The organism is Seongchinamella unica (genome assembly GCF_004354085.1).
GTDB classification, from domain to species: Bacteria; Pseudomonadota; Gammaproteobacteria; order Pseudomonadales; family Halieaceae; genus Halioglobus; species Halioglobus unicus.
In genome coordinates this window covers 1-21,058 of record NZ_SMSE01000004.1, presented here as the reverse complement: position 1 = coordinate 21,058, position 21,058 = coordinate 1, and the positions used below count along the sequence as shown (strand labels likewise).

Sequence of the window (21,058 nt, the reverse complement as noted above, 5' to 3'; positions counted from 1 at the left end):
CCGGTGAAACGACCTTCCCATAGCCTGCAAACTCCCGAACTCAGCGCCCCCGCCCACCAGCTCGAGGGAGATCTCCTCATTGAGGAGTTGGCCAGCGATGCAGAGCGGGGCCTGGATAGCGAGGAGGCAGCGCGCCGTCTGTCGCAATACGGCCCTAACCTCCTCCGGGAGACGGGTCACCAACCCTGGTACCAGTTGCTCCTGCACCAGTTCTCGGATCTGATGATAGTGGTGCTGTTCGTCGCCGCCGCCCTGGCCTGGTATCTGGGGGACGTCAGGGGCGCAATCGTCCTTATGGCCATTATCCTGATCAACGCCGCGATAGGTTTGTACCAGGAATTTCATGCCGAGCAGCTGCTGGAACGACTCAGGTCCATGATTCGCAGCCAGGCGGTGGCATTGCGGGACGGCGAAATGCTGGAACTGGATGCCGCCGACCTCGTCCCCGGCGATATCGTGACGATCGAGGAGGGTGGGGCCGTTCCGGCCGACCTCCGCCTGCTGAGTTCAAACGAACTTGCTACCAATGACTTCATGCTCACCGGCGAGTCGCTGCCCCAGGAAAAGGACGCGGCGGCTGAACCAGCGCCCGACGCCGGGCTCGCCGAGCAGGACAATCTCGCCTTTATGGGGACCACGGTGGCGCGCGGCAGTGCCACCGGTGTCGTCATCGCCACCGGCATGGCCAGTACCATCGGAGAAATCGCCGAGATCGGTCAGGGCATCAAGCGCGACCGCTCGCCGCTGCAGCTGGAAATGAATGCCCTGGCCAGGATCCTGACGCGTATGGCGGGCTTGATCGCGCTGGCATTATTCCTGATCAACCTGCTGCTGCGCTCGGAGGATTTTGCTGACCTTCCCGCCCTGGTCAATGCCAGCCTGCTGTTCGCCATCGGTGTGGCCGCGGCCTGCGTACCCCAGGGACTGCCGGCCCAGATCACCGTCGCACTGTCGCTGGGCGTGGGGCGTCTGGCGCGGGAAAACGCCGTGGTAAAGCGCCTCTCCTCAGTGGAGACCCTGGGCTGCACCACCGTGATCTGTTCCGACAAGACCGGCACCATCACCAGTAACCAGATGACGATTGTCAGTGCCTGGGCAGACGGCATCGACTATGACATCAGCGGCCGGGGTTACGCGCCACAAGGGCAGGTTCTCAGGGAGGGCCGGGCGCTGGAGCCGGCCGAACTGGAAGGCCTGCAGCTGTTTTTCCAGCTCGGCCTGCTGGCAGGTAACGGTCGCACCCACGAACCAGATGCGGATCACCGCGACTGGTACGCGATGGGCGACCCGACCGAGGCGGCATTCATGCCACTGGCATTCAAGGCCGGTCTGCAGCCGGAACAGTGCCTCGAGGACAGTGAATTGATCGCCGAACTGGCCTTCGATAGTCAACGCAAGCGCATGGTCATGGTGCGCCGCGTTGGCGGGCGCGCGGTCGCTTACATGAAGGGAGCGACGCCCAGCGTGCTGGAAGCCTGCAGCCAGATTGTCCGGGGACAGGAAGTCGTTCCCCTGGACGACAACATGGGCGATGCGATTACCGCACGTATGCAGGATTTCAGCGCGCAGTCGCTGCGCGTGATCGCCCTGGCCTATCGGGAATTGCCTGGCGATCAGCAGGACTACACGATCGAGAAAACAGAACGGGACTTTGTCTTCGCCGGGCTGGTCGCCATGCTGGATCCACCGAGAGAGGGCGTAGAAGACGCACTCAAGGCCGTCTACCGCGCCAGAATGCGGCTATTCATGCTGACCGGTGACGACCCGGTAACGGCCGCCGCCATCGCCGAGCGGATCGGTATGCCCGATGGTCGGGTCATCACCGGAAACGAGCTGCGGGATATGCCCGATGCCGAGCTTCGCGACGCCCTGGGGGCAAGGTCGGTGATCCTGTCGCGCGTGTCGCCAAAAGAGAAGTATCGAGTGGTGGAACAGCTCAAAGCCCTGGGCGAAGTGGTCGCCGTTACCGGCGATGGGGTCAACGATACCCTGTCCCTGAAGCGGGCCGACATTGGTGTGGCCATGGGCAAGCAGGGTTCGGAAGTCGCCAAGGAGGCCGCTGAAATCGTGCTTACCGACGATGATTTCAGTACCCTGGTCATCGCGGTCCAGGAAGGCAGGACCATCTACCAGAACCTCAAAAGCGTGATTCTGTCATCCATTACCTCGAATATCGGCGAGTTATCCTGCGTGTGCACCGGCTTCGTGGGCGCGGCTGTCGGCCTGCCGATCCCGCTGACCGCGGTGCAGATTCTCTCCATCGACCTGGTTGGCGAGATGCTGCCGCTGATGGCACTCACTTTCGACCCACCAGACCGCACCCTGATGGAGCAGGCGCCTCGCAGGCAGGGTTCACACATTATCAATCGCAAATCCCTGGTCGACATCGTCGCAATGGGGGTACTCATGGGGCTCGGCGGCTATTTCAGCTTCTATATGGTGCTGCTCAGCGGTGGTTCCACCGGGAGTGCGCAGGCCGCAGCATTTCTCGGTATCGTGCTGATACAGTATGTCAATATCCTCTCGCGCCGGACGGTGGACAGCATCTTCAGCGGCTACCTTATCGCCAATGGCAAGTTGACCGGCTCTATTGCTTTTTCCTTCCTGCTGGTGGCTGCCATTACCAGCTGGCCGGGACTGAGCACCTGGTTCGGCTTTGAGGCCCTGAGACTTGCGGACTGGCTGTGGCCGGTTTCGGCGGCGCTGGTCTTCCTCGCGATCTTTGAAATTAAGAAAAGAATTCTTTGAGCAGGCTCGCAGAGCGTCATTGAAGGAGTGAAGCCACAGTTCGGCATGAGACGGCTGATTTCCCTGTTGCCGCTTTGGTATCGGCCCCGGTTGCCGACTGCTATAGTCCTGTTCATGGCCAGGCCGGGCCACCCCGGCAAGGAGTACCACCATGCCTGCAACTTTTGACACTACCCGCGGCGGCACCCGCCTGTTGTTTGACTCCATCGCGGGCATTACCACCACCGTCGAGAGCATGCACCGGAAAATCGCCCGCACCGCGGTGCCCTGGCCGGTGGCTGAGGATCGGGCCCACGGTGCCATTGCCGCAGCAGTTTACCGGCTGATTCTGGGGGTCAACGACGGGCTGCGCCAGGGCGTCGACTGGACCTTCGGCCAGACGCCGGAAGCACTGCGATCCGGGCGGGAGTCAGCGGCCGAAGTGCGTGCAATCGCCGCCCTCAACGGCGTGTGCGGAGATCACCTGGAAGCCACGGATAACCCGCTGGGCACGGACATGCAATTGCGCACTGCGCAACAACGCCTGGTTTTGGAACCTCCGTTGTTGCGTGAAGCCATCCCCGAGGCGAGTGGTCACCTGGTGGTGCTGGTGCACGGGCTCAGCATGAGTGAGCTCGGCTGGCGTCGGCGGGGTCGGCCCTGTATTGACGAACAGCTTGGCAATGACCTCGGCTACACACCGCTGTTCCTGCGCTACAACAGTGGCCGGCACATTTCTACCAACGGTCGCGAATTCGCCAGCATGCTGCAGGCATTGTGCGACAACTGGCCGGTACCCGTAGAGTCTCTCTCCCTCATCGGGCACAGCATGGGCGGCCTGGTGATTCGCAGTACCTGCCGCTACGCGCAGTTGGACGGTCGCGACTGGCTGCACCTGCTGCGGCGCGTGGTCTGCCTGGGAACACCCCACCATGGCTCCCCCCTGGAGCAGGCTGGCCACGCATTCGAGCAGGCCATGCGCCGTGTGCCTTATGCCGAGCCGATGCTGTTCGGCAAACTGCGCAGCGCGGGCATCAAGGACCTGCGTCACGGCAACCTGCTGGATGAGGACTGGCAGGGTCATGATCCCGACGCGCCCCGGCCGGATTCACGCCAGGCGGTGCCCCTGCTCAATGGCGTGGACTATTACTTCGCTGCTGCGAGCCTGGGGCGCAACCAGTTCGATCCACTCGGGCACCTGCTGGGGGACCTCCTGGTCCGTGCCGACAGCGCCGTGGGCCTGCACCGGGACGAACTGCGGCGGCTCGACATCAGGCCGGAGCACTGCCGGGTGTTTCACGGCAGAAACCATTTCGACCTGCTGGACGATCCACAGGTCCATCAGCAGGTGATCGACTGGTTTAGCCGTTGAAGCTGTCCGCGAGGCGCAACCGGAATTTTCATCTATAGTTGATCCATGTAGTCGACGAAAGGAACAAGCTTATGGCGCTCACCAGACGAGGTTTCACCGGTATGTCTGCAGGTCTGCTCTCAATGCTGGCAGCGCCGGTTGCAGTTGCCAGCCGGTGCAGGGAACCGCAGGTTCCCGACCCGCGACAGACACTGGGACCCTTTGGCCCACGGTCAACGGCCGAGGAGGTCGCTGCAGGCCTGGACCTGTCCGGGAAAAATATTGTAATTACTGGTTGCAATTCGGGGCTCGGACTGGAGTCAATGCGCGTACTCGCCGCACGCGGAGCACACGTTATCGGGACTGCCAGATCCAGTGAAAAAGCAGTCCAGGCCTGTGAATCCATAGCGGGTGAAACCACGCCAATGGTGCTGGAACTCACCGACTTCGATTCCATCCGCAGCTGTGCTGAAACCATTCGCACTCTGGATGTTCCCATCGACGTGCTGATGTGCAACGCCGGAGTAATGGCCGTCCAGGAATTACGCCTGTACAACGGCGTGGAAATGCAGTTCGCGGTGAATCATCTCGGGCACTTCCTGCTGGTGAACGAATTACTGGACAGCGTCAAGGCGGCCCAGGCAGGGCGAATTGTTATTCTCAGCAGCTGTGCGCACCACGCGGAGGTGCCGGGGGGCATCGACTTTGATAACCTTGACGGGTCAAAATCCTATTCCCCGTGGCCTGCCTACCGACGGTCCAAACTGGCCAACGGACTTCACGCGATGGAACTGGCGCGACGCCTCGAGGGCACTGGTGTCACCAGTAATGCAGTGCATCCCGGCGTGATAAAGACCAATCTCTGGCGCCAGTTGCCCGATGAGGTGTCAGACGAGGGCATGAACAAAACGGTACCCGAAGGGGCCGCTACCCAATGCTACGTGGGGGTGAACCCCATCCCCGCGGAGATCACAGGGCAGTACTTCGCCGACTGTAACCCCGTGGTTGCGAACCCGCTCATGTACGACCGCACCCTGGCGAGTCGGCTCTGGGAGGTCTCGGAACAATTGACGGCGGTATAGGTGAAAGCGGACTGGCTGACAGCAAGCCTGATCACGTGGCAATCGGCGAATCGATGAGCCTGTTTGAATACCTGAGTGTGTTTCTGTCGGTCATTATGGGCCTGGGGGTAACCCACATTCTGGCCGGGCTCAGCAAGACCATTCATTATCGACGCACGCTCAAGCTGTTCTGGGTGCATACCCTATGGGCGATCAATATTCTCATTTACATAGTGATTATCTGGTGGGGGATGTTCTGGTGGAGCAAACAGGTAGACTGGTCGTTCTTTGAATTTTTATTGCTATTACTTTACGCGATAGCGCTGTTTCTCGCCGCGTCGTTGTTGTTTCCATGGGAACTGCCCAAGGACTTCGACTTCGAGGTGCATTTCACCCAAACGCGAGTGTGGTTTTTTGCCGTGATTTTCTTCGCCTGGTGTCTCGATATACCCGAGACAGTACTTAAGGCCGAAGAAGGCGTTCGTGCCCTACCGCAAATATACCTGGTTTTAATTGCGACCCAGCTGAGCCTTGCGGCCGTAGCGATATGCTGCTCGAACCTTTCCTTCCATCGGTTCTACGCCGTGTTCTGGCCGGTATTTACCGTTGGATATCTCTCCCTGACCACGCTTGCGGTGATTGCGAGCTAGAAACGGGAGAAAGCGAAGGTCCACAAGGTACAGGCTTGCGGTGACCGGCTTACAAGCAGCGCGCATTTTTTCGCCTGGTAGCGGTCTATCAAGCCGCTACTCTTTTTACTCCAGGGTTTCATGACACGCGTCAAGGACGCAGTATGGATGCTGTTCTATACTGGAAGTGTGATCGGCCTCGACAAGAGGAAGATCACGTAACGTTTGAGTCAGTTGCTGGCATATCGATTCCAACATATTACCGGGAGTTCTCGCAGCATGAAAAAATTCGCCTTCGCCCTGCCTCTCACTGCCGTGCTGGCCGCACACACAGCCCTGCTGCAGGCCAGCGAGCCCGTTACGGTCCAGAATTTTGTACGCGCTGAGTCAGACACGATGATCCGGGCAAACATGGCCATGGTGGGTGTCGAGATCGGCAGGTTTAGCCACCTTCGTGAACCGACAACTCCGGACAACCAGCCTGTCATCCGCATGAATCAGGACACACTGTATTCCGCTACCGTGATCGACCTGAGTGCGCCGGTAGTCATCACCCTGCCTGAGGTGGATGGTCGCTACATGTCCATGCACGTGGTGAACCAGGATCACTACATGCTCTTTGAATCTGCGCCCGGCACCTACAAGCTTACCGAGGAGGCAGTGGGTACGCGCTTTGCACTGGTGACGATCCGCACCTTTGTCGATATCACCGATCCCGATGATATCTCCCGGGCACATGCCGCCCAGGATGGTATTTCCCTCTCTGGTGGTGGCAGCGGCCCCTTTGAAGCGCCAGACTGGGACGCAGATGACCTCTCGGTCGCCCGCAAGGCGCTGTCTGACCTGGGAGCATTGGGCTTTGACTCGGCCTATGCCTTCGGCCGCAAGGAAGAAGTGCGTCCTGTCGACCACCTGATAGGCGCAGGGGCGGGTTGGGGTGGGTTACCCGCTGCTGCCGCGTCCTATTCGATGGGCAAGGTGGACCAGGATGACGGAAAAACCCCTCACTCGGTAACGGTGAAAGATGTCCCGGTAGACGCCTTCTGGTCTATCACGGTCTACAACGCCAATGGCTATCTCCAGGCCAATGACCTGGGCGTCAACAACTACAACAACTACACCGCCAGCAAAAACGATGATGGCTCCTACACCATTAACTTTGGTGGGTGTGACGACGGCCGGGTGAACTGCATTCCCATCACGGCGGGCTGGAACTACGCCATCCGCTTGTACCAACCGCGCCCTGAAATCCTCGACGGCAGCTGGACTTTTCCCGCAATCGAGCCGATCAGGTGAAGAAATCGTAATGTCGCGCTGACAAGGTGGGCGGGCAGGGCTTCGGGAGTTAATGCCCAGGCCCGGTCTCGACTGAATTGCCCATCTATGCAGGCTTTAGCGAGGTTTCTGTGACACCCTGGCTACTTCAGGTTATCAGGAACGATGTCCACGACCAGTGCCGTGGCCACTTTTTTACTGTCATTACGCCACCAGTGAATAACACCGCCCTTTTCGAAAGAGGTGTCACCTTTTTTGCGTGATATCGCGCCTTCAATATCGCTCCTGACTTCCACCAGTTCGCCTTCCAGCATATATAGCACACCGGGTCTGGCGTCGTGTTGGTGAACACCCACAACACCTCCGGGGGAGATTGTCACCCGGCGAGCGCGAAGAGACCGTCCTTGCAGAGAGGGGAAATCATCCCCGAGGCCGACAGAACCCAGGATTTCAGAAGCGGCAATGCCATGCGTGTCTGTCGGACCATTGATGCCCAACTGGCTGGTGATCACTTTTTCGTGTTCGGGAACCACTTCACCGTCAGCAAGCGCGGTAGTCACAACGGCCTGCGTCATCCAAACCAGTAAGACAACAGATTTCAGTCCTCGGATACACATATTGGACCTCTTCGTGATGACGATTGCGCCAAGGGCAGTGCCAGGATCGGGGAGTCAATCAAGGCAGCCTATCAGAGTGTCGAGGAATTAGCGAAAGCAGGCCAGTTATGAATATTGATCAAAGCGCCCGGTGTCACATCCCGGTGAACTCAATCCTTTGCAGGTCCGACACGCTACTTGCATATCGGTGAGAGAGAGTTCGAGAATCACTTCGCCGGTCGAGGCAAAAACCGGGGCGGATACCACTGTCCAGGGCTGCGATTGAGTAACCCCTCGCAGGCGAGTGCAAATACCCAGTGGAGATAACTTCGCACCTTATCGCGTTCTTACTGACCGGAGTCATTGCGGTGGCTGTCTGGCAGCGAATAATAAAAGTGAAGGGAGCGGGAAGGAGGCATGGCGATGAATCATCGGATTGCCAGCATACTTGAAGAGGGTGCGGTTGTTGCCATTATTGGTGGCGGGCCGGCTGGCGCGTTCACCGCCCTGCATCTTCTACAGATGGCCCGTCGTAGAGGGTTACAGTTGAATGTCCTGATTTTCGAACGCCGACTGGCGATGCGCGAGAGCCATCTCCACTATGAGGGCTGTCCCCAGTGTGCCGGTGGCTTATCTCCCCGGCTCTGTGATGCGCTGGACGCGCTGAATATTGAATTACCGGCCGAAGTCGTCCAGTTATCCATAGACACCATTACCCTGGAGGGGCGCTGGAAGAACCTGCACCTGGCGGTGCCCCCTGATCGTAGAATGCTGACGGTTTACCGGGGGACCCTGCCACGCTGTCAGGCTTTACGACACCAGGCTTTCGACGCCCTGTTGCTGGACAAGGCTGAACTGGCGGGCGCAACAGTCATTGCCCACCAGGTCGAGGAGGTCTCCCGCGACCACCTTGGCAAACCGGTGCTGACTGTCCGCGAGCAGGGGAGCGCGCGCCCGATCACCGCCGATTTTGTCGTATTCGCGACGGGTATCAACGACAGTGCGGCGATGTATGCCAGCCACACCACCGGGCGCGAACTGTACACCCGTCTCTGTGAGGGCTATCGCCCACCACGGCTGAGAAAGGCGCTGATCTTTGAACTCGAGGGTCACTGTGCAGACGAACTACGGGAGGGAGAGCTGCACTATGTGGAGTGCAGCGAAGGCGGCCTGGATCTGGAAATGTGCTCCATACTGCCCAAGCGTGAATACCTCACGGTCAGCCTGATCGGCCACAGTGTCGACAGCGCCGACAGTCATCAGGACAACCTCGAGCTGATTCGCAGATTTCTCGCCGTGCCGCGTATCCGTCGTTCATTGCCGCAGGGTTGCTCGTTGACGACCCGTTGCGCCTGCAGCCCGCGGATCGTGGTGGGAATGGCCAGACATCCGTTTGGCGATCGGGTGGCGGCGGTGGGGGATATGGTCACCTGCCGGCAGTACAAGGACGGCATTCTGTCGGCCCATTCCATGGCCCGCAGCCTGGCCGCAACACTGTTGGACGAGGGTGTGGACAAGCGAAGCCTGCGGCGTGGCTACAGGCGAACACTGAGACGCTTCCAGCGCGACAATCACTACGCCACGGTCATCTTCGCCCTTTATCGATTGTTTTTCACCAATCGCTTTCTCAGTCGTGTGCTTTACCAGACCTATTCCAGCGAGCAGAAAAACCGGGCTGCCGGCAAGCGCCACTTCGAGCGTCTGCTGTGGGTGATTTCCAGCGGTGAAGAGAGTTACCGGCGCATACTCTGGTGGATGATCCGTCCGCGCATGCTGTGGCAGATTTTCAGTACCGGCTTTCTGGTCACGCTCAGGTCCAGTGCCTGGGAGAGGGTATTCGGCCTCAAATGGCGCGACCTGGGGCGCTTTCCGGTAGTGGTCAAGCGAGAGGATCTGCTGGAGAAACTCGCCGCTTTACCGACGATACAGTCCCGCGACAGGGTTTACCTGTATGGCATCGATGTAAAGCGGCCGCCGCTCAAGTTGCTCAAAGTGCTACATCAGTTCGGCGAACCCGGCAGGCCCTTCCTGACGCCGCGCATGGTCAATATTCGACGCCGCGAGGGATGCTTCGCCGATGAGGACGTGATTATCGATTACCGGATATTCGGGGGCCTGATTCAGTTTGAGATAGACCAGATTTCCACCGGCGACCCGCACACCATCCACTTCAGGGTCCTGGGTGGTTTCGCCCACGACGGCGACTTCATTTTCAGCGTTGAACCTGCCAGTAGCGTCTATTCACGCTTGTCTGTCCTGCTCAGTTTTAACTATCCGAAGGGCAACAACCCGCTGGGCAGTTTATTCTGGCGACTGTTTGCCCTGCTGTTTCCCCAGAGTATCCATGAGATCATCTGGAATCATGCCTTATGTGAAATCAAGCAGGCCACCGAGCAATTGGATCCGGGTATGATTGCCAGCGTACCCGAACACTTAACCGGTTAAGACGGTGCGTTAGACGACTGAGTCCAGGTGTCATCCCTTTGATGGGATGTACTTTACGGAGATTGCGTTTTAGGTGACTATGAATTTTCTATGCTTTGTAGCAACGAAGCAATACGGAGTGGTTTGCGAGTGCATTGCCCGCTGCCTGGTAGCTTCAATAAGGGTCGCTTGATGATCAATCACACAATGGGTTCCGATCGATGAATGACACAAACTCGCCGACAAGGTTGCAGCGCCTTGGACATGAACTGCGAAGTTACGGGTTTATAAGTCTCTATCTGTTCGTCTGTTTCTCGGTGTTACTGCTATACCAGGATTCCCTGCAGGGCGGCCGTGGACCGGAACCACTGCCGTGGAGTATCGCCCTCGTGAAAGCATTGGTGATGGGTAAATTTATTCTTATCGGGAACGCTCTGTCGGTCGGTTCCCGGGCGGATCCTCATCCGCTGTTACACCGGGTGATCTGGAAAAGCCTGGCCATGCTGCTGTTACTGGTGGTATTCAAGGTCATTGAGGAGGTCGTGGTCGGTTGGTTCCATGACCAGTCAGTTCATCAGGTCATTGAGGAGTTGCTGCAGCGTTCCTGGCTGCAGGACGTTGCTCCTCTACTGATGATGTTGCTGGTACTCATCCCCCTGATTACGACCACGGAAATCTTCCGGGCAATGGGTAGCGAGCGTTTTTACCAGGCGCTCATCAACAAATGACCATTAACCAGCGGGACCGCGATAGCGGTGGGGTGCATTTCCTGTCTCGCCACCAGTTGACCTGCCTCAATCAACCAGCAGCGGGTGCTGATAAGTGCTACCGATCAATCGCTGGCGCCATGCCTCCGCCTGTTCCTCATCCTCGGTAAAGATGCTGTAGATCATCAGTACCGGGTCGGGCACGACGCGCAAAGACCCGACGATATTCAGTACATGGAGGTAGTCGCGCGGCCGGTCTCCAGGCAGGTTGATACGGCTGTACATTCCCGACATGGACATTCGGTTTGCCCCCCTGATCTGCCAGTCACTGGGCACCGACGGATCCGCCAGGTAGCGTTGCAGGGTGGTGATGGAATCGGCGTCCTGGAACATGAGTACTTCCTGCTGCAGCGTCACCAACAAGGCGCAGATCACATCCTGCCAGTTCTCCATGTACAGCTTGAGGCCGTCCGGTGCAAGAAACATGTCCATGACATTGAAATGTGTCTGGCGGTGAATGGATGGCACCTGCTTGCCAATGACTTCCACCCAGGCCCGGTTAAGCATCCTGACGTTGCCGGTTCGGTCGATGATCGCGGACGGGTAGGGTTCCAGCCCGCGCAGGATGTTGGACAGCGACGCGCGCAGCATCGCGCTGTCTTCCAGGTTGAACTTTTCGATATTGACGGGCGCGTAATTCGCCGACGCGAGCAGATTGTTGGTTTCCCGCCCGCTGAGGCCGAGGTATTTCGCCAGCCGGAGGATGATGTCCCGACTTGGCAGGGACCTCCCGTTTTCCAGAAAACTGATGTGTTTGATTGAGGAGTCAATTTCCAGCGCAACGTCCTCCTGGCTGCGCTTACGCACCTGGCGCCAGTACCTGAGTAGCCGGCCAAATGCGCCCTCCGCAATTTTCTCCACCATGTTCCGGCCATCCACGAGTCTGCGATTCAGCTTAGTTGGAAACTAGCACAGCTTTACCTGTGAGGTAAAAGACTCTTGGGGAAATATGTCTAAACTGGGCACCTATGTATGGCAGCTGCCAGGAATCGAGAGTCAACCATTGAGCAATTCAAGGATATCCAGGGTAGAACGACTGCAGTTTGCGGGCAATCGGCTCATGGTCAATGCGCTGAAACTGGCGATTGGGGTGATCCCAATACGCAGACCGCAACTGCTGGTTGGGGCCGACGCCACCAGGCGCCTGGCCGAGGCCGCCGCGGAGCGCTCCCTGAAGAAAATTCTCATCATGACCACTGCGGGTATGGTCAAGCGCGGCCAGGCGGGCCCATTGGTGCGTGCGCTTGAGCTGCAACGTATCACCCCTGTGATCTACGACGGTGTGCAGCCCGATCCCACCTGGGAGGTGGTCAATGACGCACTGGAACTTTTGCAGGCGGAGGCCTGCGACGGCATTGTGGCGCTCGGCGGTGGATCCGCCATGGACTCGGCCAAGGTTGTCGCGGTTGCCGCCGCAAACGACGGCAAGCCCGAGCGACTGGTGGGGTACTTCAAGGGGCGACGCAAGCCGCTACCCCTGTTTGCGGTGCCCACGACCGCCGGCTCCGGTTCCGAAGCGACTATCGCGGCGGTGATCTCGGACGACCGGACCCATAGCAAATCATTCGTAATAGACAGTCGACTGACGCCCCTGGCTGCCGCCCTGGAGCCACGCCTGATGACCGGACTGTCGCCCGCCCTGACCGCAGCGACAGGGATGGATGCCCTGACACACGCGATTGAGGCCTACATCGGTGTTATCGGTACGACCGAAACTGACCGTTACGCCCGAGAGGCAGTCCAGCTGATATTCAGGTATCTGCAGCCGGCCTGCAGCAACGGCGCTGATCTCGAAGCTCGCGAGGCCTTGTCCATCGCCTCCTACAAGGCGGGGTGTGCCTTTACCCAGGCGTCGGTGGGCTATGTGCACGCGATTTCCCATCAATTGGGGGCGTACTACGGCCTGCCCCACGGGCTGGGCAATGCAATATTACTGCCGGAGGTGCTGGAGTTTTGCGGGCAGTCAGTGGCCGAAAAACTGGCCCAACTGGCCGTGCTGACGGGACTGGGAGAGGAGTCGGAGCCGGAGGACATTCTCGCACAGAAATTCGTGGTTCATATTCGTTACCTGAACCGTGAGTTGGGCGTGCCCGCAACGGTGGCTGAGCTGCGCGCGGAAGACATACCCGGAATCGCGCGGCGAGCCCTCAGAGAGGCGCTGCTGAACTATCCGGTGCCGCGGCAGATGGGCCGTGCGGACTGTGAAGCCCTGCTACAAGGGCTGCTGGTCGCCCGGGAGCCGGACGAGAACGACAGTATCGATGCCGCTCTCGCACGGGTGGCGTGAACCAGTAAAGACCTGCTTCGAATCGGGGCGGGACATTGATTCGGAAGTGGCCGCGGATTAACCGGGGTCATTCCCTCAACAGGAGGAAGCCATCATGGCAGCAACAAAGACACGTGCGACCCGCTCAGTTGGGTCCAGGCCGGCAGGCAAGGCAACGAAAACCACCAGCAAGCGGGCAGCTGCGAAAAAGCCAGCTGCAAGCAAGCGCAAGGCCAATCCACGCAAGACAAAGGCGAAACCCGCCCCCAGGCCGCCGGTTACCGGGCCCCGGGAGGGCCTTGATGGGCCGGATCCCGATGCCATGACGCGTCAGATGGGTATCTGGAACCGGCTCATGGATCATTACTTCAGGCTGGAGGTTGACGGCTGGGACCGTATCCCCGACGAACCGGTGCTGTTGATCGGTGTTCACTCGGGTGGTCCCCTGACCATGGACGCCTGGACCCTGGTCTTTTCCTGGTGGCGTCATTTCGGGGCGGAGCGTCCGCTGCACGGCACTGCCCACGACGTATTGATGAAGTCTCCCAAATTGGGTGACTACTTCCGTCGTATGGGGGTTATTTCCCCCCGGCGGGAGAACATCCAGGCCGCCTTCGAGAAAGGTGACGACGTGGTCCTCTGGCCGGGTGGCGAAGTGGACGCCTACCGGAGTTGGAGCAAGCGTGACACCGCAGTACTGGGTGGGCGCAAGGGTTTTATCCGCCTGGCGATACAAAGCGGTGTGCCCATCGTGCCGGTCGCCACCGTCGGTGGCCATGACACCCTGTTCGTGCTGTCGGAAGGACGGCCGCTGGCCAGGGCGCTGAAACTCAAGGAACGGATGCGTAGTGACCTGGCGCCGGTCACCCTGAGCTGGCCCTTTGGCGTCGCCCTGCACCTGACGCCGTTCCAGCACATCCCCTTGCCGGCCAAGATCCGCACGGAGTTGCTGGAGCCGGTCTACCTGAGCAGCGACAAGTCGCTGGCCGATGACGAAGCCTACGTTGACAGCGTCTATGAGGACATTGAGGCCCGGATCCAGGCCGGCATGGACAGGCTGGCCAGCAAGCGCAAGTTCCCCGTATTTTTCTAGGGCGCGCCGAGGCTGCCGTCGAACAGCCCTGATAAGGCATCAGGGCGGCAGCCTCGCACTCGCTCTCGTGACAGCGGTTATCAACGCCCGCCTGGGTCCGCGCCCAGGCGGGTGCGGTCTCGGGGTGGCGCCAGGCAGAGCGCGCCAAGTGAGCCCATAAAAACGGGGTAATACCAGGGGTCAAGCAGCTCCCCGCGTACGGAGTTCTCCGCCAGATCAGCGACTATCATGACCAACATCGCCCGCAACAGGAACTTCTCCTGCATCTCCTCGCTGTATTGATCCAGGAATTCGTAGGGGTAAATGGATACAGCCAGTAAATAATGCATCGTGCTCCAGAAAATGAGGAACAGGAATTGCGGAAACGACCACTCGGGATTATCGCTCCAGCGGAAGAACCCCCACCAGTTGGCCACGAATACCATCGCCCACGGCGAGGGACCAGGCGAGGCCAGCGCTAATGCATCCCGACAATGATCTTGCCGCGAGCGCGACCGGTTTCTGAATAGGCTATTGCCCGCGCAGTCTCTTCCAGCGAAAATCTCTGAACGATTTGCGACACCATTTTTCCTTCCGCCATTAGTGATGCCAATAGGGCGAGGTCCTCGCTGTCAAGTTGGGCCAGTATCGACACGACGTCCTGCTCCATAAAAGCGCAGTTCATGTTGATCGCGGGTCAGGTCGTTAATCTCTATGAGGGCCTCTACCTGCATCGTCAGTCAGGTGCGATAGACGATGATTTCTTCGAGAATCGCTGGAAAACCTTTCATCACATCATGCATCAGCCCGGGTTTCGCAGGATCTGGCAGCGTGCCGGCGCCTACTACGCGGTGTCGTTCACCAGCGCCGTCGACAAGCTGATGAACGAGGAGCCAGAACCGTAATTATCATTGGAACACCCGCCGCCTTTGACGATCTCAGTATCATTAGTGGTCAACCTTGATGCAGCAGTATTCCTGGCTTACCGACAGTCGCGAAGCATCCAGTCTTTCACCAGGTCGGTCAGTTCTTTCCTGCCCCAGGAAAAAGAGTGATCCCCACTGATCACGTGCGTTTCCAGCGCCAGGTTGGCGGTTCGCCGGTAGGATTCCACGATTGGACTGAACATGGTATCGGCAGGGGTCACAATATCCTTGTCACCCACGATCAGGAAGACCGACTTGGCGACCAGGCCGGGACCGTAAGTCCTAAGATCAACGTCCTGAAGATCAACCTCGACAAGCTCTCGCTTCATCTTTGCGCCGGAGTACCCGCGTAACATAAACAGACTGTCGGCGCAGTCCATGATCCAGTCACCGGTTTCGTTGCCGACTTCGATAGCCCGTTTGAAGTCACCGAGGTTGCCGGGGGCCATAGCACCGACACAGACAATCGCCGTGTCACTCGAACCTGCAGCCAATGAAGCGTAACCGCCCATGGAGTGCCCAACAGGGACAGATGCCTGGTATCCACTCTTAGCCGTTGGGCGTGATCGGGCGACCTCAGGAATTGCAGTACAGCAGCCGCGTCATCCGGTAGCGAGACGACAGAGTATTCGCCGTCCGCTCCCCAGGCGCCCCGGTAGTGAAAGAAGACAACGTTAAAGCCGATCCCGCGAAGGGACTGTGCGAGATCAAGGTTTTTTCGCTGCCTGAAAAACCGTGTAACAGGACAACTGTGGGATGCGGTCCTTTCCCGTTAGCCAGATACGCCAGAGCAGGGAGCCTGTAGCCCCCGCTGTCGATAGTCAGTTCAGTAATCGCTGGAGGGAATGCCTCGTCCGGCCCAGCAACTGCCTGATGACAAAGCAGGAATGGGGATAACACCAGGACAAGTAGCTGCTGAGCGAACCGTCGTTGGCAATGCCATCGCATCAATGTTTCTCTCCAGAGGGTATCGGGGACAATGATGACCAATTATCCGCGCTCGATCGAATGTGTAGCTTTTTCTGCCAGTAAATCCGATGCTGCTTCTCTTGTGGCTACTGGCTGTAGTCTCGATGCTGGCAGCGTCTTCGACTCGCTGGCCTTTATCCGATAGGCTGCTGTAGCGCTGTTTTAGTGGTGGAGCCAGACTGCTCACACTGGGAGTGCGCGTTCATCTGCTAAAGAGCATGTCGAAACCTGGCTTGCCTCAACGATGTAGCCCCAAACGGAAAGGTGTTTATAGGGAAACGGAAAACTGCCAAATGTGATGCGGGGGAAACCTGCACGGTGCAAGTATGCCTCCAACTCCGAGTGTCGATAACAGTTGGCGTGCCACCATTTACCGATGAGCAGTCTCGTCAGCCAGTTTCTTCGCGTGATGAAGAGCACGAGAGTACCCGTATCGCCCAGAAGTGACCTGAGACCTGACAAGGCTTCCACCAGACGCTCAGGAGATATGTATTCCATCATTGCGGCGGAGATTATCAGGTCATAGCTTCTCCAGGAGTCTGGAAGCGTGCCCAGCTCAAGCACGTCAGCTTGTACGACTTCAATCCCTCCAATGGCCTGTTTTCGCAGATTACTCCGAAAAGTGGCAAGCATTTTGGGCGTAATGTCGAAGCCGTTTATGTTCCCTGGCTGAATCCCACGAGCAAGCATAGCCTTGCGCACTGCCAGTGTGGCAATGCCTGTTCCACAGCCTGCATCAAGAACACGCATATCCTCTTCAAGATGTGGTGATTGTTGAAAATAAGCACTTATGCCTTGCGGATATGCCACGGCATTTATGAAACGAAGGTAACTTCTGCTTCTGAGCGTATAGAGTTCAACTGCCTTCGAATTTGATTCCATGCCTTGTTCAGCCAATTACTGTTTTGGGATAGTCTGGATATATCAACAGAGCTATCAGCGCAGGAAATAGAAAAGCGATGTCAATCTGCGTCAGTAGAGTTCCCTCGAGGATCCAGAGCAGTTCGGTCTCGGAGCCTTCATTTGCTGGAATTGCTGACTTGGCCAGTTCCCAGTAATCGGTGTAAGTCGTTGGTACGATGGTAACCTGTACCAGAAAAATGGCGGGCACTATCGCCATGGTGGCGAGGCCCGGTTGCGTATGCAGAGTTCGACGCGCGCTGGCCATAAGCCCCTCCGCTAGAGCCTGTCACTGAAACAGATACCAGATTTAGCGTTAATATTAGGAGTCGAAAGGGCGCTTGAAAAGCCTTAATGTTCGTTTTTCGGTATATAGCAAACTCTTGCTGAAAACGAACCGGAGAATCTCTTGCCAGCGAAGACGAATAATGAAGCGAAACCTCAGGGAGCATCCACCCGCCAGTGGGTCAAGTTGGTGCTGGCGTATCTCCTGATTCCATTGATCTTATTGGTTTGCGGCGGCGACCTCGGCTGGTGGCAGGCGTGGCTATATTCCATACTGATTCTGGGCGCTGGCATCGGGGGACGCATGTTGGCAGAACAGCGGCATCCCGGCTTAACCGCAGAACGACAAGATCGGGGAATTATCCAGAATGCCAAATCCTGGGATAAAGTACTCGCTCCCCTGATGGCTGTGAGTATTGGATACCCTATGGTCCTGGTGGCAGGCCTGGATCATCGCTTTCACTGGTCCAGTGAATTTTCGCCATGGCTCATCCTGAATGGTTTTTTCCTGGTCTCTCTCGGCTATGCCTTTGCTGCATGGGCTCTAATAGAGAATCGCTATTTCTATAGCGTCGTGTGCATTGAAGTGAATCGGGGCCATGTCGTGTGTGACAGCGGGCCGTACGCGCTTGTGAGGCATCCGGGTTATGCGGGGAATATTCTTGGACTCTTCGGTATTGTCCTTGCCCTTGGGTCTGTATGGGCGCTGGTTCCGGCGATGGTTGCGTCAGTTATCGCGGTGATTAGAACCCAACTTGAGGATCAGACTTTACAGGCTGAGTTACCTGGCTATCCAGATTATGCACAGCGCGTCCGCTATCGACTGATTCCCGGAATTTACTGATGTTAGCGGAAGCTGGATAAACACTTTGCAACCAAAATCGTTTTAATGAAGAGGTCTTTAAACATGAACGTTACGCAGATAAAAAAACAGCTGGGGTACTTATGTGCCCTGATGTTAATTGCAAGCACCACTTCTGGAGCTGATCCTGTAATTTTTCCTTCGGCAAAGTACCCGGATTATCCGTTTTCCGAGGCGGTGGCTTACGGAGGCGTTCTCTATATGTCCGGTGACCTGGGAACAGACGCAGGCGGGAAGCTGGTTGAAGGAGGAATAGAGCCCGAGTCGAAACAAACCATGGAAAATATCAAAACGACATTGAAGCGCCATGAACTGGATATGAATGACATTATTAAATGCACGGTATTCTTGGCCGACATTGCAGAGTGGCCCGTCTTCAACGAGATATACGCATCCTACTTTGAGGGAGGACGATACCCTGCTCGAAGTGCCTTTGCAGCATCTGGGCTTGCGCTTGGTGCGCGCGTCGAACTTGAGTGTATCGCGGCACTGCAATCCGGGGATGAATGATTTGGAGTATGAAAACTGGAAAACCGTGACGTGACACGAAAGGGTGCATTTGTACTGAGGTTCCGCCTGTTACTGCACGCACGTTGGCGATGGTAGTGGTTTTCGCCTGGCCTGCGGACACAGGGAAAAGACCATCGCTACTGACTGTCCACTCTGGCTCGGGATCGGCCGCTTTCGCCTACTGCAAGATATTTGGTCTACACTCTATACAAGTCTGAATTCGGCTCCAGAAATTTCATGTCCGATACATGGATATTGCATCAAGGGTAGAATTCAACGCATGCAAAAACAGGGTAGAGTAAATTATGAGTGCGAACCTTGATCAGGCAAGAGAGTTTTTTGAGGCTTGTGAAACCGGTGCCGGTTGGGAAAAATGCCAGGCGTATTGCCTTCCGCAAGCAACGTTTTCGTCACAAACCGGTGCACTCGCAGATATTGCGACGCTGCAGGATTACTGTGAGTGGATGAAAAACCTGCTCACGCCAATACCCGATGGGCATTATGAGTTGAAGTTTTTTGCAGAGGACGAGGAAAGACAGTGCGTTACCGCCTGCGCTGTCTTTCACGGCACGCAGACGGGACCGGGCGGCCCGGGCGAACCAACCGGGAATGTCATTGCCGCGGATTACGCTTATGTCATGCAATTTGAAGGTCCGCAAATTCGACATATGACGAAAATCTGGAACGACACAATAAGCCTTCAGCAACTGGGCTGGGCTTAGGCAACGGCATCTTACTGATCCAGGGTTCTCGTTGAATTGCCTCTGTTTAGGTCCTGCGTTGAGGTAAATCCATTCGTCAGTGCCATCCGCGCCTGAACCAGCTCAGAGGCCGCTTTCGACGACTAATAGAAGCTGTGGCGCAGGTTGCCTGAGGTATTTTGGTAATACTCCTGATTCCACAGGAGGAGATAACAATGAAATGGGAAGCGCTCAGTGCGCTGGCAGAGATATGCAGTGCGGTTGCCGTTGTCGTTACTCTGATATATTTGGCGATTCAAATACGTCAAAACAGCCGCCTTATTGAAGCCAGCTTGGCAGAGTCCCATGTCAGTGCGGCGAACGAAATTACCCGTATCCTTGCAGCTGAACCTGAAGCGGCACATATCTTCTGGGAGGGCCTCGAAAGCAAAAGGGAGGCATTATCGCTTGATCACCGCAGGCGATTCGATCCGATGATGTTTCTCTTTGTCATGTCCGCCTATCAAGCGTTTCGCCAACATGATCAGGACGCGCTGGCGCGAGCAGACTGGATACTGCAATTTGCTGGATTCCAGGGCTGGTGGGAGGAATATAGGAGCACCTATTCTGAGGATTTCATCGCTTATATCGAGCGTAAGCGTGGAATACCTTGAAAAAGTGATTTTTCGTATCGGTTCCGATCTCGTCCACCATCCTGGTCAAGCGGTATTTAGCCGTCTATATAAAATAGACACATTCGAGGCGGCATTGCACGCCCAACCAAAGTGCTCTTCACTCAAGTCCATGGTGCCCTCACTGGTTCGGCGGGGGCCCGGTGGCGGCAGGTCAACGATCAGCTGGCGATTCAATTGATCCAGGGAAGGGGCTTCGAGACCATAGTGAACGCGGTAACACCTTGTATAAGACGTTCGGACAAGCATGCTTTAGCACGGCTGGTGATAAGGATGATTGGTAACACGCTAAAACAGATCGGATGAAATCGGGTGGCAAAACCCTGTCAAGGGACAATGTCGCTCTGCATGACTTCCACTTTTCCTGGAGATGAGAAGCAATGAAAACATGTTTTAGTAAGCGGTTAACAGCTACGCTTGCAACCATTGCTGAATGATGAAGACAGAATTCCATTTCATGACGGATCTTTCGAACAACAAAAATTCCTGGCAATGATCGATGGCACGGAAAAGGCCTACGAACTGGCCAAAAAGTATGATCTAAAGGTCGCCTTTGGCGAGGATTTACAGAATGGTGCCGAGATTGCGGCCAAACAGGGGAAGTCACTGGCAAAACTCAAAATTTGGTATGAGCCATGGGAGTTGTTGAAAATGGCAACCAGCACCAATTACCAGCTCTTCAAGCAGTCTGGAGCCAGGGATCCCTATCCCGGTGAGAATGGCGTCATCAAGGAGGGTGCGTTGGCGGATATCCTTCTGGTGGACGGCAACCCGCTGATGGACGTCGACCTGATTGCCGACCCCGAGAATAACTTCGTCGTGATCCTGAAGGACGGCAGGATCTATAAAAACACGTTGTAGTGAATACGGCGCGTTGCATTGATTAACAGACCTCGCCCGGAATTTCGCAGCACTGAATCCTTGTCATAAAGGTTCCCAGAGAGATAACGTAAATTATCTTTCGCACTTTTGAAGAGGGGCGGTGATCCCCCGAGTTGATAAGATTGAGTTGCGAAGCTTAATCCGACAACAGAAGGAAGATCACCACCATGACTAACAATAGCGA

General features: G+C 56.9%; 23 protein-coding genes. 15 read left to right on the top strand and 8 right to left on the bottom strand.

Going from position 1 to position 21,058, the window contains the following annotated elements:
* Positions 1 to 3: 3 nt before the first annotated feature.
* From E2F43_RS15720 to E2F43_RS15700, 5 genes are all read left to right on the top strand, one after another.
* The gene (locus E2F43_RS15720; RefSeq protein WP_165954358.1) at positions 4 to 2,748 is read left to right on the top strand and encodes a cation-translocating P-type ATPase; all 2,745 of its coding nucleotides are present in this window, start codon (positions 4 to 6) and stop codon (positions 2,746 to 2,748) included.
* Between the two features lie 151 nt (positions 2,749 to 2,899).
* Complete coding sequence (locus tag E2F43_RS15715) at positions 2,900 to 4,099, top strand: esterase/lipase family protein (RefSeq protein WP_133214430.1); 1,200 nt, start codon at positions 2,900 to 2,902, stop codon at positions 4,097 to 4,099.
* 71 nt (positions 4,100 to 4,170) lie between these two features.
* The gene (locus tag E2F43_RS15710; protein WP_133214429.1) at positions 4,171 to 5,160 is read left to right on the top strand and encodes an SDR family oxidoreductase; all 990 of its coding nucleotides are present in this window, start codon (positions 4,171 to 4,173) and stop codon (positions 5,158 to 5,160) included.
* A 53-nt stretch (positions 5,161 to 5,213) separates the two neighbouring features.
* Positions 5,214 to 5,789, top strand: coding sequence for a hypothetical protein (locus tag E2F43_RS15705; protein WP_133214427.1), 576 nt, complete (start codon positions 5,214 to 5,216; stop codon positions 5,787 to 5,789).
* A gap of 258 nt (positions 5,790 to 6,047) precedes the next feature.
* Positions 6,048 to 7,064: a DUF1254 domain-containing protein gene (locus E2F43_RS15700; protein WP_133214425.1), complete on the top strand. Its 1,017-nt coding sequence runs from the start codon at positions 6,048 to 6,050 to the stop codon at positions 7,062 to 7,064.
* A 122-nt stretch (positions 7,065 to 7,186) separates the two neighbouring features.
* On the opposite strand, the gene E2F43_RS15695 is transcribed toward E2F43_RS15700, so the two are convergent.
* Positions 7,187 to 7,603 (bottom strand): cupin domain-containing protein, encoded by a 417-nt coding sequence (locus E2F43_RS15695; RefSeq protein WP_165954355.1) that lies wholly within the window; start codon positions 7,601 to 7,603, stop codon positions 7,187 to 7,189.
* 459 nt (positions 7,604 to 8,062) lie between these two features.
* Between E2F43_RS15695 and E2F43_RS15690 the strand changes: the two genes are divergently transcribed.
* Entirely contained in the window at positions 8,063 to 10,084 is a 2,022-nt protein-coding gene (locus E2F43_RS15690; protein WP_238946968.1) for an NAD(P)/FAD-dependent oxidoreductase, read from the top strand.
* A gap of 200 nt (positions 10,085 to 10,284) precedes the next feature.
* Positions 10,285 to 10,791: a hypothetical protein gene (locus E2F43_RS15685; protein ID WP_133214419.1), complete on the top strand. Its 507-nt coding sequence runs from the start codon at positions 10,285 to 10,287 to the stop codon at positions 10,789 to 10,791.
* A gap of 66 nt (positions 10,792 to 10,857) precedes the next feature.
* Here E2F43_RS15685 and E2F43_RS15680 read toward each other — a convergent pair whose 3' ends face one another.
* Positions 10,858 to 11,694, bottom strand: a complete 837-nt coding sequence (locus E2F43_RS15680; protein ID WP_133214417.1) for a helix-turn-helix domain-containing protein — start codon at positions 11,692 to 11,694, stop codon at positions 10,858 to 10,860.
* A 139-nt stretch (positions 11,695 to 11,833) separates the two neighbouring features.
* On the opposite strand from E2F43_RS15680, the gene E2F43_RS15675 reads away from it, so the two are divergent.
* Both E2F43_RS15675 and E2F43_RS15670 read left to right on the top strand, forming a co-directional pair.
* Positions 11,834 to 13,117 carry an iron-containing alcohol dehydrogenase gene (locus E2F43_RS15675; protein WP_165954354.1) on the top strand — a complete coding sequence of 428 codons (1,284 nt, stop codon included), beginning with the start codon at positions 11,834 to 11,836 and terminating at the stop codon, positions 13,115 to 13,117.
* Between the two features lie 94 nt (positions 13,118 to 13,211).
* Positions 13,212 to 14,189 (top strand): lysophospholipid acyltransferase family protein, encoded by a 978-nt coding sequence (locus E2F43_RS15670; RefSeq protein WP_238946967.1) that lies wholly within the window; start codon positions 13,212 to 13,214, stop codon positions 14,187 to 14,189.
* Positions 14,190 to 14,269: 80 nt separating this feature from the next.
* Here the strand turns inward: E2F43_RS15670 and E2F43_RS15665 are convergent, their stop codons facing one another.
* Complete coding sequence (locus E2F43_RS15665) at positions 14,270 to 14,605, bottom strand: hypothetical protein (protein WP_133214413.1); 336 nt, start codon at positions 14,603 to 14,605, stop codon at positions 14,270 to 14,272.
* A gap of 41 nt (positions 14,606 to 14,646) precedes the next feature.
* Positions 14,647 to 14,853: a zinc-binding dehydrogenase gene (locus E2F43_RS15660; protein WP_133214411.1), complete on the bottom strand. Its 207-nt coding sequence runs from the start codon at positions 14,851 to 14,853 to the stop codon at positions 14,647 to 14,649.
* Between E2F43_RS15660 and E2F43_RS15655 the strand changes: the two genes are divergently transcribed.
* Positions 14,852 to 15,073 (top strand): hypothetical protein, encoded by a 222-nt coding sequence (locus tag E2F43_RS15655; RefSeq protein ID WP_133214409.1) that lies wholly within the window; start codon positions 14,852 to 14,854, stop codon positions 15,071 to 15,073. The two genes, E2F43_RS15660 and E2F43_RS15655, sit on opposite strands and share 2 nt — an antisense overlap.
* 77 nt (positions 15,074 to 15,150) lie before the next feature.
* On the opposite strand, the gene E2F43_RS15650 is transcribed toward E2F43_RS15655, so the two are convergent.
* The 3 genes from E2F43_RS15650 to E2F43_RS15640 all read right to left on the bottom strand — a co-directional run bounded on the left by E2F43_RS15650 (position 15,151) and on the right by E2F43_RS15640 (position 17,231).
* Entirely contained in the window at positions 15,151 to 15,588 is a 438-nt protein-coding gene (locus tag E2F43_RS15650) for a hypothetical protein (RefSeq protein WP_133214407.1), read from the bottom strand.
* Between the two features lie 658 nt (positions 15,589 to 16,246).
* Complete coding sequence (locus E2F43_RS15645; RefSeq protein ID WP_133214405.1) at positions 16,247 to 16,945, bottom strand: class I SAM-dependent methyltransferase; 699 nt, start codon at positions 16,943 to 16,945, stop codon at positions 16,247 to 16,249.
* 7 nt (positions 16,946 to 16,952) lie between these two features.
* Positions 16,953 to 17,231, bottom strand: a complete 279-nt coding sequence (locus E2F43_RS15640) for a hypothetical protein (RefSeq protein ID WP_133214403.1) — start codon at positions 17,229 to 17,231, stop codon at positions 16,953 to 16,955.
* 141 nt (positions 17,232 to 17,372) lie between these two features.
* On the opposite strand from E2F43_RS15640, the gene E2F43_RS15635 reads away from it, so the two are divergent.
* The 5 genes from E2F43_RS15635 to E2F43_RS15615 all read left to right on the top strand — a co-directional run bounded on the left by E2F43_RS15635 (position 17,373) and on the right by E2F43_RS15615 (position 20,853).
* Entirely contained in the window at positions 17,373 to 18,092 is a 720-nt protein-coding gene (locus E2F43_RS15635; protein WP_238946966.1) for a methyltransferase family protein, read from the top strand.
* 63 nt (positions 18,093 to 18,155) lie between these two features.
* On the top strand, positions 18,156 to 18,620 hold the full coding sequence (locus E2F43_RS15630) for a RidA family protein (RefSeq protein WP_133214401.1): 465 nt from the start codon (positions 18,156 to 18,158) through the stop codon (positions 18,618 to 18,620).
* 305 nt (positions 18,621 to 18,925) lie between these two features.
* Positions 18,926 to 19,342 (top strand): nuclear transport factor 2 family protein, encoded by a 417-nt coding sequence (locus E2F43_RS15625; protein WP_133214399.1) that lies wholly within the window; start codon positions 18,926 to 18,928, stop codon positions 19,340 to 19,342.
* Between the two features lie 194 nt (positions 19,343 to 19,536).
* Positions 19,537 to 19,974, top strand: coding sequence for a hypothetical protein (locus E2F43_RS15620; RefSeq protein WP_133214397.1), 438 nt, complete (start codon positions 19,537 to 19,539; stop codon positions 19,972 to 19,974).
* Between the two features lie 435 nt (positions 19,975 to 20,409).
* The gene (locus E2F43_RS15615; protein WP_238946965.1) at positions 20,410 to 20,853 is read left to right on the top strand and encodes an amidohydrolase family protein; all 444 of its coding nucleotides are present in this window, start codon (positions 20,410 to 20,412) and stop codon (positions 20,851 to 20,853) included.
* On the opposite strand, the gene E2F43_RS19340 is transcribed toward E2F43_RS15615, so the two are convergent.
* Positions 20,835 to 21,058: hypothetical protein (locus E2F43_RS19340; RefSeq protein WP_238946964.1), on the bottom strand; the 224-nt coding region annotated here is incomplete at its 5' end. The two genes, E2F43_RS15615 and E2F43_RS19340, sit on opposite strands and share 19 nt — an antisense overlap.